General features: G+C 54.6%; 18 protein-coding genes and 1 rRNA gene. 1 reads left to right on the forward strand and 18 read right to left on the reverse strand.

The window, feature by feature from the left end; all coding sequences use genetic code 11:
• Window positions 1-222: 222 nt before the first annotated feature.
• Both QM016_RS02795 and QM016_RS02800 read right to left on the reverse strand, forming a co-directional pair.
• Window positions 223-1,734, reverse strand: a 16S ribosomal RNA gene (locus QM016_RS02795).
• Window positions 1,735-2,075: 341 nt separating this feature from the next.
• Complete coding sequence (locus QM016_RS02800; RefSeq protein ID WP_016477810.1) at window positions 2,076-3,065, reverse strand: glycosyltransferase; 990 nt, start codon at window positions 3,063-3,065, stop codon at window positions 2,076-2,078.
• 77 nt (window positions 3,066-3,142) lie between these two features.
• Here QM016_RS02800 and QM016_RS02805 point away from each other — a divergent pair, with 77 nt between their 5' ends.
• Entirely contained in the window at window positions 3,143-4,312 is a 1,170-nt protein-coding gene (locus QM016_RS02805) for a glycosyltransferase (protein WP_016477811.1), read from the forward strand.
• Window positions 4,313-4,395: 83 nt separating this feature from the next.
• On the opposite strand, the gene QM016_RS02810 is transcribed toward QM016_RS02805, so the two are convergent.
• From QM016_RS02810 to rpmD, 16 genes are all read right to left on the reverse strand, one after another.
• Window positions 4,396-5,151, reverse strand: coding sequence for a hypothetical protein (locus tag QM016_RS02810; RefSeq protein ID WP_016477812.1), 756 nt, complete (start codon window positions 5,149-5,151; stop codon window positions 4,396-4,398).
• Window positions 5,152-5,321: 170 nt separating this feature from the next.
• Complete coding sequence (gene truA / locus QM016_RS02815; RefSeq protein WP_016477813.1) at window positions 5,322-6,155, reverse strand: tRNA pseudouridine(38-40) synthase TruA; 834 nt, start codon at window positions 6,153-6,155, stop codon at window positions 5,322-5,324.
• Window positions 6,156-6,189: 34 nt separating this feature from the next.
• Window positions 6,190-6,978: an energy-coupling factor transporter transmembrane component T gene (locus QM016_RS02820; RefSeq protein ID WP_016477814.1), complete on the reverse strand. Its 789-nt coding sequence runs from the start codon at window positions 6,976-6,978 to the stop codon at window positions 6,190-6,192.
• Window positions 6,965-8,596: an ABC transporter ATP-binding protein gene (locus tag QM016_RS02825; RefSeq protein WP_282710109.1), complete on the reverse strand. Its 1,632-nt coding sequence runs from the start codon at window positions 8,594-8,596 to the stop codon at window positions 6,965-6,967. The genes QM016_RS02820 and QM016_RS02825 overlap by 14 nt, the downstream gene beginning before the upstream one ends.
• Window positions 8,597-8,722: 126 nt before the next feature.
• Window positions 8,723-9,259 (reverse strand): 50S ribosomal protein L17, encoded by a 537-nt coding sequence (rplQ, locus tag QM016_RS02830; protein WP_016477816.1) that lies wholly within the window; start codon window positions 9,257-9,259, stop codon window positions 8,723-8,725.
• 35 nt (window positions 9,260-9,294) lie between these two features.
• A complete protein-coding gene (locus QM016_RS02835) occupies window positions 9,295-10,236 on the reverse strand; it encodes a DNA-directed RNA polymerase subunit alpha (protein WP_016477817.1) in 942 nt (313 codons plus the stop codon).
• A gap of 23 nt (window positions 10,237-10,259) precedes the next feature.
• Window positions 10,260-10,853: a 30S ribosomal protein S4 gene (rpsD, locus tag QM016_RS02840; protein WP_016477818.1), complete on the reverse strand. Its 594-nt coding sequence runs from the start codon at window positions 10,851-10,853 to the stop codon at window positions 10,260-10,262.
• Between the two features lie 17 nt (window positions 10,854-10,870).
• A complete protein-coding gene (gene rpsK, locus QM016_RS02845; protein ID WP_012809220.1) occupies window positions 10,871-11,272 on the reverse strand; it encodes a 30S ribosomal protein S11 in 402 nt (133 codons plus the stop codon).
• Between the two features lie 14 nt (window positions 11,273-11,286).
• Complete coding sequence (gene rpsM, locus QM016_RS02850; protein ID WP_016477819.1) at window positions 11,287-11,655, reverse strand: 30S ribosomal protein S13; 369 nt, start codon at window positions 11,653-11,655, stop codon at window positions 11,287-11,289.
• A gap of 15 nt (window positions 11,656-11,670) precedes the next feature.
• A complete protein-coding gene (rpmJ, locus tag QM016_RS02855; protein WP_002563183.1) occupies window positions 11,671-11,784 on the reverse strand; it encodes a 50S ribosomal protein L36 in 114 nt (37 codons plus the stop codon).
• Between the two features lie 98 nt (window positions 11,785-11,882).
• Window positions 11,883-12,101: a translation initiation factor IF-1 gene (infA, locus tag QM016_RS02860; protein WP_003149988.1), complete on the reverse strand. Its 219-nt coding sequence runs from the start codon at window positions 12,099-12,101 to the stop codon at window positions 11,883-11,885.
• 146 nt (window positions 12,102-12,247) lie between these two features.
• Window positions 12,248-13,036, reverse strand: a complete 789-nt coding sequence (map, locus tag QM016_RS02865) for a type I methionyl aminopeptidase (RefSeq protein WP_282710110.1) — start codon at window positions 13,034-13,036, stop codon at window positions 12,248-12,250.
• Complete coding sequence (locus QM016_RS02870) at window positions 13,033-13,659, reverse strand: adenylate kinase (protein ID WP_016477821.1); 627 nt, start codon at window positions 13,657-13,659, stop codon at window positions 13,033-13,035. The genes map and QM016_RS02870 overlap by 4 nt, the downstream gene beginning before the upstream one ends.
• A 71-nt stretch (window positions 13,660-13,730) precedes the next feature.
• Window positions 13,731-15,011 (reverse strand): preprotein translocase subunit SecY, encoded by a 1,281-nt coding sequence (gene secY, locus QM016_RS02875; protein WP_016477822.1) that lies wholly within the window; start codon window positions 15,009-15,011, stop codon window positions 13,731-13,733.
• A complete protein-coding gene (gene rplO / locus QM016_RS02880; protein WP_282710111.1) occupies window positions 15,011-15,457 on the reverse strand; it encodes a 50S ribosomal protein L15 in 447 nt (148 codons plus the stop codon). Before rplO ends, secY begins: the two co-directional genes overlap by 1 nt.
• Window positions 15,458-15,468: 11 nt before the next feature.
• On the reverse strand, window positions 15,469-15,654 hold the full coding sequence (gene rpmD, locus QM016_RS02885) for a 50S ribosomal protein L30 (RefSeq protein ID WP_016477824.1): 186 nt from the start codon (window positions 15,652-15,654) through the stop codon (window positions 15,469-15,471).
• Window positions 15,655-15,656: the final 2 nt, after the last annotated feature.

The following is a 15,656-nucleotide window of genomic DNA, read 5'->3' on the forward strand; positions in this document are numbered from 1 at the left end:
TTGAACATACTTGATTGCACTTTTGCCGATACGGCAAAAGTATCTACAGATGCGATCTTCTTGAAGAAAATCGAATTAATCACACTATGCAGCTCTCAAGGTACGCGAGGGCGAACCCTCGAGACCGGATACTGACGCATATGCGGACAAAGATTTCAGTGTTGATACATTGCGAGGGTACTCAAATAAAGTAAATCAATCTAGATGAGGGTATCTCCCTAGAAAGGAGGTGATCCAGCCGCACCTTCCGGTACGGCTACCTTGTTACGACTTCACCCCCCTTACCAACCACACCTTCGGCGTCTCCCTCCAAACGGTTAGGCTGACGACTTCGGGTGCAATCGACTCGGGTGGTGTGACGGGCGGTGTGTACAAGACCCGGGAACGCATTCACCGCGGCGTGCTGATCCGCGATTACTAGCAACTCCGACTTCATGGAGGCGGGTTGCAGCCTCCAATCCGAACTGGGGCCGGCTTTCGAGATTCGCTCACCCTTGCGGGTTGGCAGCTCATTGTGCCGGCCATTGTAGCACGTGTGTAGCCCAGGACATAAGGGGCATGATGACTTGACGTCGTCCCCACCTTCCTCCGGCTTGACGCCGGCGGTCTCGTATAGGTGCCCGGCTTACCCGCTGGCAATATACGACGAGGGTTGCGCTCGTTGCAGGACTTAACCTAACATCTCACGACACGAGCTGACGACAGCCATGCACCACCTGTATAGGCTCCTTTCGGCCACGACGTTTCCGCCGCTTCACCTATATGTCAAGCCCTGGTAAGGTTCTTCGCGTTGCTTCGAATTAAACCACATGCTCCGCTGCTTGTGCGGGTCCCCGTCAATTCCTTTGAGTTTTAGCCTTGCGGCCGTACTCCCCAGGCGGGACACTTAATGCGTTAGCTGCGGCACGGAGGAAAGGCTCCCCCACACCTAGTGTCCATCGTTTACAGCTAGGACTACCAGGGTATCTAATCCTGTTTGCTCCCCTAGCTTTCGCTCCTCAGCGTCAGTTATGGCCCAGAAGGCCGCCTTCGCCACTGGTGTTCTTCCTAATATCTGCGCATTCCACCGCTACACTAGGAATTCCACCTTCCCCTACCAAACTCAAGTCTGCCGGTATCGGGAGCGGACGGAGGTTGAGCCTCCGGATTTAACTCCCGACCTAACAGACCGCCTACGAGCGCTTTACGCCCAATGAATCCGGATAACGCTTGCCCCCTACGTATTACCGCGGCTGCTGGCACGTAGTTAGCCGGGGCTTCTTCTGCAGGTACCGTCACTTACGCCTCGTCCCTGCTGAAAGCGGTTTACAACCCGAAGGCCTTCATCCCGCACGCGGCGTCGCTGCATCAGGCTTTCGCCCATTGTGCAAGATTCCCCACTGCTGCCTCCCGTAGGAGTCTGGGCCGTGTCTCAGTCCCAATCTGGCTGGTCGGTCTCTCAACCCAGCTACCCATCATTGCCTTGGTAGGCCTCTACCCCACCAACAAGCTAACAGGCCGCGGGCCCATCCTTCTCCGCAAAAGCTTTCTCACTTGAGTCATGCGGCTCAAGTGAAGTATCGGGTATTATCCTCGGTTTCCCGAGGCTATCCCCAAGAGGAGGGCAGGTTGCCCACGTGTTACTCAGCCGTTCGCCACTTTATACACACCTAAAAGGTGCTTTAATCGTTCGACTTGCATGTGTTAGGCGCGCCGCCAGCGTTCATCCTGAGCCAGGATCGAACTCTCCATTCAAACTGATACAGACACATGTGCCTGTAGAGGTTAAAAGAGGTGAGTATAAATCCTCGCTTAGATCACGCTGATCTCGGATTCGCTGAAATATATAAGAATTGGCGTGAATTTGCATTCACATTCGATTATTTCGCTAGTCTGTCTTTGTCGATCTTTTACGATCTCAGTATCCGGTTTTCAAGGTTCGCTGCGCTGCGCTTTTAGTAGGTCTGTCAGCGTCGCGCGGGGAATAACTATAGTCTCTACCCACCTTCGAAAGACCCGAAAAGGCCGTCTTCACAAATCCTCCACAATTCGAGAACGAGAGGGTAGGTGGAAGGGAGGCTGACGGGTGGAAAACGCTACTTGAGTGGCGGCATGGGCTTCCATGTAGGATCTCGATAGATAACACGCGCATCACGCCAACCTTGGTAGAGCTTGGCCCACCCTGAGCGGAAATGTTTACGGTCGACAAGCGCAATGCGTATCAGCTCTTTCGCAAATGTCAAAAACGTTCCCAACCCAAACATCCAACGGTTGTAATCGCCCTTTTCTTGAAAATAGCGAGCCATATAGCCGCGGTTGCGCGTGATGTAGTAGCGCGTCATATCGGATGTGGAATTGAGCTGCCGCACAGAGCCAATCCCTTGACCAGGTACTTCTCGGCAACGCCTCAGTATGAAATCGGGAATGAGAATTGGTTGCGTCACCTTGCTGGCAAGGTATCCGTACAGAGCGTCGTCCCAGTAAATGAAGAAGCGGGCGTCCGGCAGACCGATTTGCTCAACGATCGTGCGGCGAAAGAATGCTCCTTCAAAACACATGACATTGCACTTACGGTACGCGACACCTTGAAAGCCGGCTTTAGCGAGCGGGTTGTAAATACCCATTGACGTGCTGAAACGATACTGCCAAAAGAATGGTGATCCGTCGACGTCATAGCGCTGACCTTGGATAACGTCGGCCTTGTCGCACCACGCGTCCAAACGCTCCAGACCTTCAGGCACGACGGCAACATCATCGTCCATCACCCAAAACCACTCGGCGCCAAGTTCGTACGCCTGCCGTACACCCTCGGAAAAGCCGCCGGAGCCACCGGTATTTTGAGCCATTGGCACGTACAGCACGCGGGATGTACCTCCCCGCGCGTCAGGATCGTCCTTAGTGGCGCCCCATTTCTTTTCCACTTCCGCTGAAAAACGCTCTACCAAATCGGCGGTCAGACGGGAATGTTCATTGTCGACAACGATAATGCGCCACGGAGCGCGCGTAAGCTCCACAACAGACTTCAGCAAACCGCTCAGCAGTTCCTGGCGCTTATAGGTCACTATCACAAGGGCAGGACGATTCATAATCCCCCAAAAGACGAATCCGTTTGGTGCGTATGTATCTGTCGGTATAGTATAGAACAGCTACAAAAGGAGTCAGCATGAGCAATTCAAAGACAAGCACTCATCTTGTTTCCATCATCGTTCCTATATACAACGCCGAGAAGTACCTTGCGCAATGTCTGGACAGCGTACAGGCGCAGACCTATACGAACCTTGAGATTCTCTGCATAAACGATGGTTCAAAGGACAACTCGCTCGACATCCTTCATGCGCGCGCGGCTCACGATAATCGTATCACCGTTATCGACAAAGCAAACGCGGGCTATGGAGCCGCCTGCAACCTTGGTCTTGCCACCGCCCGCGGCGACTGGATCTCAATCGTAGAGCCGGATGACTACCTTGAACCGCGCATGTATGAGGCGCTTCTCGCGCAGGCCGACGCTCTCGGAGGAAACGAACACGTTGATATCGTCCGCTCTGCATACTGGCGGATATTTGATAGCGAGAAGGGCGCTCACGACCCTGGTGCCGCCTCACAAAAGCGCGAATCTTCCCGTAATCGTCCGCTGCCCTGCGCCTATAAGGACCGCGTCAAACCGGCCGGCCAGCCGTTTTTTATCGGCGATGGCATTGAGCTTTTGCTCCACCACCCCTCGATTTGGTCGGCAATCTACCGCAGAGAATTTCTCCTTGAAAACAAAGTCCGTTTCAAAGAGATTCCCGGTGCGGGATGGGCGGATAACCCGTTTCTTGTGGCTTCTCATTGCGCGGGGGCTCGCCTTGCCTACGTTGATGAGGCATTCTATTGCTACCGAGAAAACGGCATCGCGGAAGCGCGTGATTTTGCTAGGCGTGCTCCCCTTGTTCCCCTTGAGCGCTGGAACGACATGATGGATGAGGCTGAACGCCGCAACATAACCGATGAACGTGTGCTGCGAGCGCTGACGGTGCGCGGCGTTAATTATGCGCTGCTTACCAAAGAGGCTCTTGAAGAGCGCGCGGTGCACGGAAAAACAGAGACGATCGATGTGTGCGCGCACAAGCTCCTTACCCAAAGCACACATCGCCTGCGAGCTGACTTGGTCTTTTCGGACGCGCGTATTGGCAGAGCGGGAACAGTGCTGGTAGCGGAAGCGCAGGGCCTGCGGGTACCAAAAAGACACGCACTGTCACATATGCTGTATCTGATTAGTGAAGGCTGGTATCGCACGAAAACCGGCGGCGCGGCAACGGTGCTCAGCCTGCTCAAGAGTCGCCGCTCATCGTAACCGGAGCGTCGCTCGTGCCTAAACCGGCCAAACAGGTCTCATTGCGCGCGGGCTAGTTTCGTACAGGTCAATTGTGGACAGATCTAATTGCGTACCAAGAGCCCGACACTTTGTCCGAGGCTTACCTGATCGAGTGTAGTGCCTGCTTCATCCTCGGACGTCTCTATGTCCACGCGGTTAAGATTTTCGATGCCAATAGGTTGTACTGTTTCAGCAAGTTCCAACAGCTGGCTGGGTTTCATATCCGTGTAAAGCGTCGACAGAAGCTTGCCTGAATTATTGACGAGCGCCTGCGCACCTGATCCCGACAAATTCGCAATCTGCTCCCATGTGTCCTGCGTCGCCAGGATAACGTGGGTGATTTTTATATTTGACGCCGCGGCGAGAGGAGCAACGCAGGCTTCAGCGCCTCCTTTAGTAAACAATTCCGCCAAGGTAGTGGTATTTCCGGCGGCATCCGTAACCACCGTGTTAAGCGGCAGCTTTACCAGCGTTCCACTACCGGCTGTCTTATCGACTACCAAAAGGGACGCTGATTGCAGATTCGGAGCGTCACCGCGCAGCTGATCTGTTGTCAAAAGAAGCACGCTGGTAAACTCATCTTGCGAACGCGTATACCCGTCTACATCGTCCGATGAAACTTTTTGCTGAGCCAGCGCCGAGTGGAGCGCATGATCTCCCAAATGAGATTCAAGTTGCACCCGATTCCAAAGCGTTGAACATACAAGGGCTACCACAATGCAGACGGCAACCACAACAGCGCCGCCAATAATGTTGCGATACGGATTGTTGTCGCGAGGCACGTCAATGCGTTCAAATTTCTCGCGTTTCTTCAACATATACGCTCCCCGCTCACCCTATCTTCGCAATGTTTGTTCTTATCCCATTTTGACGGCAAGGCAAAACCATTGAAAAGGCTTACCGCGCGAATGGTAGCAACAAAACGGCGAGTGGAGTCATTGCGCCACAGCGCAAAAGAGAAATTGGCTTGTCAGACCCTAAAGGGTGGTCATTGCTCCCACGGTTGCAACATCCCCTGCGGATATGAAACGTCAACAAAGGTCAGTCCCTTCGCCGGCGCGGTTGGCCCAGCGGCGCACCTATCGCACGCGAGAAGTACCTCGTGTACCCAGCTCTGCGCTCGATGTCCGCGTCCAACCTCAACAAGCGTGCCAACAATAGTTCGCACCATCGTATGCAAAAAGGCGTTTCCCTTGATGTCGAAAGCGATGATTTTCTCGCCTGCCTCGTCAATTTCCACAACCGAAATATGCTCGACATAACGGTGCGTCGGTTTGTCGACGGCTGAGACAGCCTTGCAAAAACTCTTAAAATCATGTTCGCCAACAAGTGCCTGAGCAGCAGCGTTCATAGCCGAAACGTCAAGGGCGCCGCTGTACCACCACGCATGATCCCACGCCAATACCGGGCGCGGCCCCGCGGCAACGCGATACCGGTAGCTTCGTGACAGAGCGTCGAAACGTGCCGAGAAACCCTCGGGAGCCCGATAGAGATCGCGGATGGAAATATCATCATCGGTAAGCGCGTTCAGCGAACGCATGAGGCGCGTGGCAGGAATTGCCGCTTCCTCTGTCAAAACAGGCACGCTTATGTACTGCGCCAACGCCGATACGCCCGCGTCAGTCCTTCCCGCACAGGCGAAATCAACCTCACGTCGAAACATCGTTTCCAGGGCGCGGCGCAGCTCTCCAGCAACGGTACGCTCTCCAGGCTGCTCGGCGAAACCGGAAAACGCGGCGCCGCGGTAGCCAAGCTTTATTCCAAGCGTACCTGCTGAAAAGACAGATTCGCGACACTCGACAGCCTCATCCGTTTTGCACATACCCGCTCCCTAGTCCCTCTCGCTTCTCTGCCACCTACAAGATTATGCAAGCCGCTGCGACAATTGCCAACACCAACCCTAACACTATCCAGCCGCATGCGCGCGGCGCCGAAAGCAGGCTCGTGCGCGGAGCCGCTCCAAAGGCTCGATCTGACAGAGCTCGCGCGAGCTCTTCAGACCGACGGAAAAGCGATACCACCAGAGGTACCAGCACGGAAAACCAGGATTTGAGCTCTGAAAGAACTGTACGCCGGGCTGTCGCGCCGCTTCTGATCAGCTGCGCCGTACGGATGCGGTCAAGCTCTTCCATAGTAATCGGGATGAAGCGCAAAGCGATTGAGACCATCATCGAAAACCCGTCAACATCCAGCCCGAACTTTGAAAGTGGCTTCAAGACACGAGTAAGCGCCGCGCTTACCTCAGTCGCCGATGTTGTCGCGGAGCAAACCAGAACGAAGCCGAGTGCAAGCGTCATACGAGCAACGGCCCAAACTCCACGCAGAGCTCCCGCGTACGAGAGACCCACCGCGCCTAGGCGCACATCGGGAGCTCCTACGACTACCAACGTATTTGCCGCAAGTGAAGCTATCAGCACCACAGTCAGAGGCTTGAGCGCGCGAACCACGGTAAGCGGGGCGGTTTTTGACGACGCAAGCGCTACGGCCAAAAGCGCTGTCATGCAGGCTATGCCCAAAGGCGGACGGGCAGCAAACGACCCCACCACACAGACGCACAAGGCGAGCAATTTGATACGGGGATCAAGCTGATGAAGAGGGGTGTTGGCGATGCGATAGACACCGAGACCGTTCTTAGTCATAGGCATCAACGCCGCCTTTCTCGGCATCCGTAAGACAAGACAGGAGCTGCACCGAAAGCGGCGCCTCAAGACCTGCTGCCTGATACAGGTCTTCTCTCGTCTGCGCCTCAGAGGCGCTTACCGAGGCAACAGCATGTCCATCGGCCATAAAGACAATGCGGTCGGCAAACGCGAGCCACTCCCCCACGTCATGCGAAATAACCACTACCGGACTGCCATCGTCCGCCAGTTTACGAACCGCGGCGCGGATACGCTGGCGAGAAGTACCGTCAAGTCCGGCTGTCGGCTCATCCAGCACGAAAGAGGTGAAATGGCAGGCCATAAGACCCGCGAGCGCCACACGCCGCAGCTGCCCGCCGGAAAGCTCAAAGGGAGACCGCTCCAGAAGAGCATGTTCGAGATCGACAGTCTGCGCTGCAGTGAAAACGCAGTTTTCAAGAGAGGCTCCCGCCAGACCGCGGGCCTGAGGACCGAAAGCAATATCGTTAAAGACTGTATCGGCAAAAACCTGGTTTTCCGAATTCTGAAACGCAAGACCTACGCTGCCCAGACGAACTGCTTCTCCGTCAAGAAGCGCCCCTCCCTCCTGTGGTTGGATAACTCCTGCTATAACCTGAGCCGCCGTAGTCTTTCCGGAGCCGGAGCGTCCCGCTACAAGCACCAGCTCACCTTCCGCCTCAAGAGAGCACCGGGAGAGCGCTGTCATGCCGTCGTGGGTAACCGTTGCACCAATAAGCGCGAGCTTCTTCGCCTGCGGTTTAAGGCTCGGTATTGCTGTTGCATGCGCGTTTGAAAGCAGACGACGTCCCTCTGCCACAAGGCCCTTCTCGCGCATAAATGCGGCAAGAGCGGGCAGAGAGCATCTGCTGGAAAGATTAAAACCCTTGGCAACCGCGCTCTGCAGGACTCGGGAGAATTCCGTAGACAACATGCCCGCACGAGCGGCTAAAGCGGAGTTGGAAAGAAAGTCGTTCGGAGAGCCGCTCCACGCGATACATCCGCCATCGAGCCAGATTACACGGTCGGCGCCCCACAGCGATTCCACGGAATGCGAAAGTTCCAGCACTCCCATGCCTTCATCGACCAAAGCGTCAACGCGAGAGCGGATTTTGGCGCGCGTGTATCCATCAAGTTGCGCATAGACTTCATCAAGCAAGAGATAGCGCGGCGACAGCGCGAGAGTTGACGCAAGCGCTACAAGCTGCTGCTCGCCGCCGGAAAGCCCATGCGTTGCGCGATGGCGCAGGCAGGTAATACCGCACAGAGCAAGCGCCTCGTCAACGCGACTGTCAATCTCTTTCTTCGCAAGGCCAAGATTCGACGGACCAAAAGCAACTTCCTCATACACAGCAGCGCTGACCAGCTGATTTTGAGGATCTTGCCGAATCATGCCCACCCGCGAAGAGATGCTCGCTGACGGCGCCGTTGTAACAGTGCCGTCAACGCGCACTTCTCCTGAACTCGGACACAAAGACGCATTCATTAGTCGCGCAAGCGTAGTCTTGCCCGATCCGTTTGCACCGAGAAGAACAACGCGCTCTCCTCGATGTAGCTCACAAGAGACATCGGTTAGTACCGCTTCTGTATGAGGATAGGCAAAGCCTGCCTGAGATACCGCAATCATAGTCACCACCTTTGCCTTTTGTCGCGGTCATATCCTGTGCGTTAATCACGCCCGCCAGCAATCACGCTTCATAGCACAGAGGCCCCAGCGAACGCCGGGGCCTCTGAAAGTTGCTGTATCAGCGAGTTACTCAGCAGGTTTCTCGTCTGCAGGAGCCTCTTCGGCCTTTGAAGTCTCTTTAGCCGGAGCATCACTCTCCGCCTTCTCGGCCTCCTCATCCTTCTCGACTTTTTCAGCCTTGGCAGGCGCAACCTTGGTGGCCTTCGCCTTTGCTTTCTTCGGAGCAGCCTTGGCGGTCACCGGCTCGGTTACGAGCTCAATGATAACGACCTCAGCAGCGTCTCCCTTGCGAGGACCGAGCTTCATGATGCGGGTATACCCGCCCTGGCGATCCGCCCACATACCCTGGGCAGCCTTCTCAAAGACCTCGCGGACAAGCTCAGCGTCGCCAACCTTGGCAATGGCAAGACGGCGCGCATGAAGATCGCCACGCTTTGCCCATGTGATAACGCGATCAACCTCAGGGCGAATCGCTTTGGCGCGCTCTGAAAGAGTCTTGATACGATCATTCTTAAACAGGGCTTGCACCAGGCTCTTCTTCATAGCCTTGGTGTGGCTGGCGTCAGTGCCCAGCTTCATGCCCCTCTTTTTATTGTGCCTCATAATATAGCTTCTCCTATGCGTATGTGCGGCGTTGGTTAAGCCTTAAGGGACAGACCCATAGCCTCAAGCTTTTCTTTCACTTCTTCGATGGACTTAACGCCGAAATTCCTGATGTTCAAAAGATCGTTCTCAGAGAAATCAACGAGCTGACGCACCGAATGGATGCCCGCGCGCTTAAGGCAGTTGTAGGAGCGGACAGAAAGGTCCAAATCCTCAACCTGCTTATCAAGCTCGCTGTCATCTTGGACGTCCTCATTTGCGAAAATGGAGACTTCCTCAAGGGGCTCTTCAACCTCAGTCAAGCCCATAAAGGCATTCATGTGCTGGTTGATAATGTTCGCCGCTTCGACGACAGCCTCACGAGGACTTACAGCGCCGTTGGTCTCTACCTCAAGCACCAGACGGTCGTAGTCGGTATGACGCCCAACGCGGCAGGGCTCCACCGCTTTGGCGCAGCGACGTACCGGAGAGAAGATCGAGTCGACGCTGATAAATCCAATGGGATCACCGTCATGCTCGTTATCCTCGCCAGAAACATAACCGCGACCCTCGCCAATACGCAGTCTCATGGAGAGATGAGCTCCCTCAGAGAGCGTGCAGATGTGCTGCTCGGGATTGACAAGCTCAAAGCCGGCAGGCACCTCAATATCAGCGCCCGTAATGACCTTGGGTCCATCAACAGTGATGGAAGCCTCAGCCTCATCAAAGTTCTCAAGCGAACGGAACACAAGTCCCTTGACGTTTAAGACAATATCGGTGACGTCCTCATAGACGCCATCAACCGTCGTAAACTCATGCTGAACACCATCAATCTGAATGGCCTCGACTGCCACGCCCTCAAGAGAAGAGAGCAGGACACGGCGAAGAGAATTGCCCAGCGTATCGCCATAGCCACGCTCAAGCGGCTCAACACTTACGCGCGCGACGTTTGCGCCAATTTCCTCAACCGACACGGACGGCCGGATAAATTCGGACATTGCTACCTCCAAACGGTGTCGGCTTACTTAGAGTAAAGCTCGACGATCAGCTGAGCGTCGATGTCGAGGTCAATCTGATCACGATTGGGAAGCTCAAGTACCGTACCCTGGAGCTTGTCAAGATCAAGCTCAATCCAACCGGGAACCGCCGTATGCTCGGAAGCAATGAGAGATTCCTTGATGGGGAGAAGATCTTTGGCCTTAGAGGCAACCGCGATGACATCACCCTTCTTAATACGATACGAAGGAATATCAACGCGCTTTCCGTTGACGGTAATGTGGCCGTGACGGACGGTCTGACGTGCCTCTTTGCGCGTGCGGGCAAAACCAAGGCGGAAGACCACGTTGTCAAGGCGGGTCTCAAGAATGCTCATGAGATTGTCGCCTGTAATACCCGGAGTCTTCTTAGCAAGTTCGTAATAACCATGAAATTGGTTCTCAAGGACGCCGTAGATGAACTTGGCCTTCTGCTTCTCACGAAGCTGCATACCGTATTCGCTCTCCTGGCGACGACGGTGACGCGGCTCACGGTGAGATTCCTTATTGATACCCATCACGATGGGATCGATGCCAAGCTGGCGGCACCTCTTAAGGACCGGGGTCCTATCAATTGCCATTGCTTGTCCTTTCCTGGCTAGTTGCGACGGCGCTTTTTAGGACGGCAGCCGTTATGCGCAATAGGGGTCTTATCCTGAATGCCCGAAACCTCGAGGCCTGCGGCCTGGAGGGAACGGATAGCGGTCTCGCGGCCGGAGCCGGGACCCTTTACAAAGACAGCAACCTTATGAAGACCATGCTCCATAGCTGCCTTCGCAGCAGCCTCCGCGGCAAGCTGTGCCGCAAACGGCGTGGACTTACGGGAACCCTTAAAGCCAACGGTGCCGCCGGACTGCCAGGAAATGACGTTACCCTGGGGATCAGAAATAGACACGATCGTGTTGTTGAACGTGCTCTTAATGTGGGCCTGGCCCACTGCGATGTTCTTACGCTCCGAGCGGCGGACGCGCGTCGTGCGAGCGTTTTTCTTTTGTGCCATATGACTTCTCCTGCCTACTTCTTCTTGCCGCCCACCTGACGCTTCTTACCCTTGCGGGTGCGAGCGTTGGTGTGGGTACGCTGACCGTGGACAGGAAGCCCCTTACGATGGCGAAGACCGCGATAGCAGCCAATCTCCATCAGGCGGGCGGTGTTTTGACGCACTTCACGGCGAAGATCGCCCTCAGTGGTGTAATGTGCATCAATAAAATCACGAATCTTGGTGACCTCATCTTCGGTCAGATCCTTGACACGCGTATTTACATCGATACCAGTCTCTGTGCAAATCTTAGTTGCACGGGTCTGGCCAATGCCGTAAAGATAGGTGAGTCCGACCTCAACGCGCTTGTCGCGCGGCAGGTCGACGCCGTTAATACGGGCCAACTTGGTGCTCCTTCCTTAGCCCTGACGCTGCTTGTGGCGCGGGTTCTCGCAAATCACGTAAACCTTACCGTGGCGACGAATAACCTTGCACTTGTCGCACATCTTCTTTACCGAAGGACGTACCTTCATTTGTGTTCCTTTCGGTCTGCTGACACGAACTTATATATACTCGCCCAGCCGCAGGCGTGAAATACAGACGTATCGTCTTACTTGTACTGCTGTATCACCTATTTGTAACGATAAGTGATGCGTCCCCTCGTGAGGTCATACGGAGAAATCTCCACAACGACCTTGTCACCAGGGAGAATCCGGATGTAATTCATGCGGATTTTGCCGGAAATCGTGCAGAGGATGGTCTTGCCGTTCTCGAGCTCAACGTTAAACATAGCATTTGGCAAGGGCTCCAGGACCTTACCTTCCAGCTCAATAGCGTCTTGTTTGCTCAATGTACATCCTCTCGACACAATGACAGCGATATGAAATCATACCAAAACACCCGCTTCTCGTCCAACGGAAATTGCAAGAACACATAGTACACCATATATGGCTCCTGAAAGCCGCATATCCAAGGCGAGAAGTACCTTGCACCCGCCTATGCTTCTCCGCCCTGCATGGAGCACCAGGGGCCTTCGGCATCCTCGGTAAGGACAACCGGTCCATCAGCCGTAATGGCAATAGTGTTCTCATAGTGAGCGGCAGGCAGTCCGTCATCGGTAACAACGGTCCAGCCGTTATTCAACACCGTGCACTCATAGGTGCCCATGGCAATCATCGGCTCAATAGCAATGACCATACCCGCCTGAAGCTTCACGCCACGGCCGCGCTTGCCGTAGTTTCTCACTTCCGGATCCTCATGCATAACATGGCCGACGCCATGCCCAACAAAGTCGCGAATAACCCCGTAGCCATGAGACTCCGCGAGTTCCTGAACGGCGGCTCCGATATCGCCTAAATGATTGCCAGGAACGGCGGCTTCGATGCCCGCCTTCAGGCAGTCGCGCGTAACCTCGCAAAGCGCACGGGTCTTCTCGTCAACTTCTCCGACATAAAACGTCCAGGCGTTGTCGCCTACCCAACCGTTGAGCGTCGCGCCGGTGTCAATGGAGATGATGTCCCCTTCCTGCAATACGACATTGCTTGAGGGAATACCATGAACAATCTGCTCGTTCACGGATGCGCATACGGTACCGGGAAATCCACCATACCCCTTAAACGTGGGTACCGCGCCGTGGAGGCGGATAAAAGCTTCAAGAGCCTGATCAATCTCAAGTGTTGTGACACCCGGCTTAACCATGCGGCCGGCACGGCGAAGAGCCGCCTTTGAAAGCGCGCCGGCGGCCTTCATTTCTTCAATCTCTTGAGGAGTCTTAATGTTAATCATAGGGCAAGGATCTCCTTGACATCGTTATAAACCGCATCGACAGGACGATCTCCGTCAACCTCTTTCAGAATGCCATGGCCCCGATAATACTCAATCAAAGGGCTTGTCTGGCTTTCGTAAATGTCAAGGCGCCGTTTGATAGTCTCGGGCTTATCGTCATCGCGCTGGTACATCTCACCGGAGCAATTCGGGCATACGTCAATGCCGGCCGGCGCTGTATAACCACAATTCCTGCAGGTACGCCGCGCGCTCAGGCGATCGATGATGATCTTGGGATCAACGGAGACAAGCAAAGCGGCGTCAAGGGAAAGGCCCATGGCGGACAGCTCAGAGTCAAGCGTCACCGCCTGAGCAGTGTTGCGCGGAAAGCCGTCCAAAATAAAACCCCTCTGCGCGTCGTCGGCGCTGAGGCGCTCTTTTACCAAATCAATAACGAGCTGGTCGGGAACGAGCCGGCCTGCATCCATGTAGCCCTTTGCCTCGATTCCCAAAGGAGATTGGGCTTTAGCTGCCGTGCGGAGTAAGTCCCCGGTAGAAATGTGAGCAAGACCAAAATCAGCAACAAGGCGCTGTGCCTGCGTTCCTTTTCCCGCGCCTGGCGCACCGAGAAGAACAATGTTCATGATTTGCCTAGCCTTTCTATTCTTAAACAAGAGGCCCGTTGCCGGGCCTCTTTAATCTGCTTGCATCCGACTTACTTAAAGAAGCCTTCGTAATTATGCATCTTCAGGTGACTCTCTATCGATGCCAGCGTATCCATTGCAACGCCAACCATAATCAAGACTGACGTTCCGCCAAAGGCTTGAATGAGCTGATCTCCGGTAAACCAGAAGATGATTGACGGGACAACCGCGAGCACCGCCATAAATATAGCACCAGGAAGGGTAACGCGGTCAATAACAGACTTAATGTAGTTTGCCGTAGCCGCTCCGGGACGGACGCCTGGGATAAAGCCCCCCTGCTTCTTCAGCTGATCAGCTGTCTCCTCCGGGTTGAACACCATTGAGGTGTAAAAGTACGCAAAGAACACAATCAGAAGGATTGAAAGCACCCAGTTGACCCAACCTCTGGAAAGCGCCGTAGCAAACGCCTGGACTCCCCCAACATTCGGGAAGAACACCGCTATCTGAGCCGGAAGATACAGGATGGCGGACGCAAAGATAATAGGAACGACGCCAGCCGTATTGACCTTGATAGGAAGATAGGTTGACTGTCCACCCATCAGCTTGCGGCCAACGACGCGCTTCGCGTATGTAATAGAAATGCGGCGCTGTCCACGCTCGACATATACGATGATGGGCACGATGATGAGCATGATAACAACGGTTGCCACAGTCAAAATAGCATTCCCGCGTGTGGTAACAGAAGAAATCAGAGCCGTCGGCAGACCCGCCATAATATTGGCGAAGATGATAAGCGACATGCCGTTTCCGACGCCGCGCTGCGTAATAATCTCGCCAAGCCACATGATGATGATAGCGCCGACCAGCATAGTAAAGATGACCAGCACATGCTCAAGCGCCTCGGGAACTCCGTCCATAGCCGCAAAAGAAACATGATAGCTCTTGAACAGGAAGAGGTAGCCGATAGCGTTAAGAAGCGCAAGGGCGACCGTAAGGTAGCGCGTGTATTGCGTGATCTTGCGCTGGCCGCTTTCGCCGTCCTTTGCAAGCTCGCCAAGGGACGGAATGACCGACTGCATCATCTGAAGAATAATCTGCGCCGTGATGTAGGGCATAATGCCAAGGCTGAAAACAGACATGCGGGAAAGAGCGCCGCCTGAAAACAGGTTCAAAACCGCCATGGCACCATTAGAGGAAAGACCGTTTTGGTATCCCTTAAGCATTTCCTGGAACGGAGCACCCGGTACCGGAAGATAAGCTCCAAAACGATACAGAAGAAGAATCAGTATCGTCAAAAGGATCTTATTTCTTAGTTCTGAAACGCGAAACGCGTTGGCGATTCCCTTAAGCACTACTCTGCCTCAACCTTTCCGCCGGCCGCTTCAATCTTGGCTTGCGCAGAAGCGGAGACCTTGTCCACTTTGACGGTGAGCTTCTTGGAGAGCTCACCTGCGCCGAGGACCTTGACAGGAATGTAGTTGTGCTTGATAACTCCCTTTGCGACAAGCGCATCTGCGTCAACGGTATCGCCGTCAGCAAAAAGCGCATCAAGGCGAGCTACGTTAACAGGAGCGTACTCACAACGATTATGACTAGTAAAACCAGGGAGCTTTGGAAGACGCATAGCCAATGGCTGCTGGCCGCCTTCGAAGCCCGCGCCCTTTCCGCCACCAGAGCGGGAGAGCTGGCCGTTCATACCACGTCCGGCAAAAGTACCCTTGCCGGAAGAGTTGCCGCGACCGACGCGCTTACGATTCTTGCGCGAGCCCTCAGCGGGGCGAAGATCTTTGAGCTGCATATCACTTACCTCTAGTTCTCTTCAACCTCGACAAGGTGCTTGACCTTGAAGATCATTCCACGAATGCTTGGATTATCAGGCTGTTCAACGGTGCTGCCGATCTTGTGAAGACCGAGAGCTTTCACGGTAGCCGTCTGATCCTTCTTGACGCCTGCTACCGCGCCTCGAACCAGCTTGATGGTCAGACTCTTAGCCATCG

Origin of the sequence: Lancefieldella sp. Marseille-Q7238 (assembly GCF_949152215.1) — a bacterium.
GTDB lineage: Bacteria > Actinomycetota > Coriobacteriia > Coriobacteriales > Atopobiaceae > Lancefieldella.

What these genes read in the sequence shown, in the direction of transcription:
- QM016_RS02800 (WP_016477810.1), bottom strand. Translation starts at nt 3,065, where the DNA reads ATGAATCGTCCTGCCCTTGTGATAGTGACCTATAAGCGCCAGGAACTG.
- QM016_RS02805 (WP_016477811.1), top strand. Translation starts at nt 3,143, where the DNA reads ATGAGCAATTCAAAGACAAGCACTCATCTTGTTTCCATCATCGTTCCT.
- QM016_RS02810 (WP_016477812.1), bottom strand. Translation starts at nt 5,151, where the DNA reads ATGTTGAAGAAACGCGAGAAATTTGAACGCATTGACGTGCCTCGCGAC.
- truA (WP_016477813.1), bottom strand. Translation starts at nt 6,155, where the DNA reads ATGTGCAAAACGGATGAGGCTGTCGAGTGTCGCGAATCTGTCTTTTCA.
- QM016_RS02820 (WP_016477814.1), bottom strand. Translation starts at nt 6,978, where the DNA reads ATGCCTATGACTAAGAACGGTCTCGGTGTCTATCGCATCGCCAACACC.
- QM016_RS02825 (WP_282710109.1), bottom strand. Translation starts at nt 8,596, where the DNA reads ATGATTGCGGTATCTCAGGCAGGCTTTGCCTATCCTCATACAGAAGCG.
- rplQ (WP_016477816.1), bottom strand. Translation starts at nt 9,259, where the DNA reads ATGAGGCACAATAAAAAGAGGGGCATGAAGCTGGGCACTGACGCCAGC.
- QM016_RS02835 (WP_016477817.1), bottom strand. Translation starts at nt 10,236, where the DNA reads ATGTCCGAATTTATCCGGCCGTCCGTGTCGGTTGAGGAAATTGGCGCA.
- rpsD (WP_016477818.1), bottom strand. Translation starts at nt 10,853, where the DNA reads ATGGCAATTGATAGGACCCCGGTCCTTAAGAGGTGCCGCCAGCTTGGC.
- rpsK (WP_012809220.1), bottom strand. Translation starts at nt 11,272, where the DNA reads ATGGCACAAAAGAAAAACGCTCGCACGACGCGCGTCCGCCGCTCGGAG.
- rpmJ (WP_002563183.1), bottom strand. Translation starts at nt 11,784, where the DNA reads ATGAAGGTACGTCCTTCGGTAAAGAAGATGTGCGACAAGTGCAAGGTT.
- map (WP_282710110.1), bottom strand. Translation starts at nt 13,036, where the DNA reads ATGATTAACATTAAGACTCCTCAAGAGATTGAAGAAATGAAGGCCGCC.
- QM016_RS02870 (WP_016477821.1), bottom strand. Translation starts at nt 13,659, where the DNA reads ATGAACATTGTTCTTCTCGGTGCGCCAGGCGCGGGAAAAGGAACGCAG.
- rplO (WP_282710111.1), bottom strand. Translation starts at nt 15,457, where the DNA reads ATGCAGCTCAAAGATCTTCGCCCCGCTGAGGGCTCGCGCAAGAATCGT.
- rpmD (WP_016477824.1), bottom strand. Translation starts at nt 15,654, where the DNA reads ATGGCTAAGAGTCTGACCATCAAGCTGGTTCGAGGCGCGGTAGCAGGC.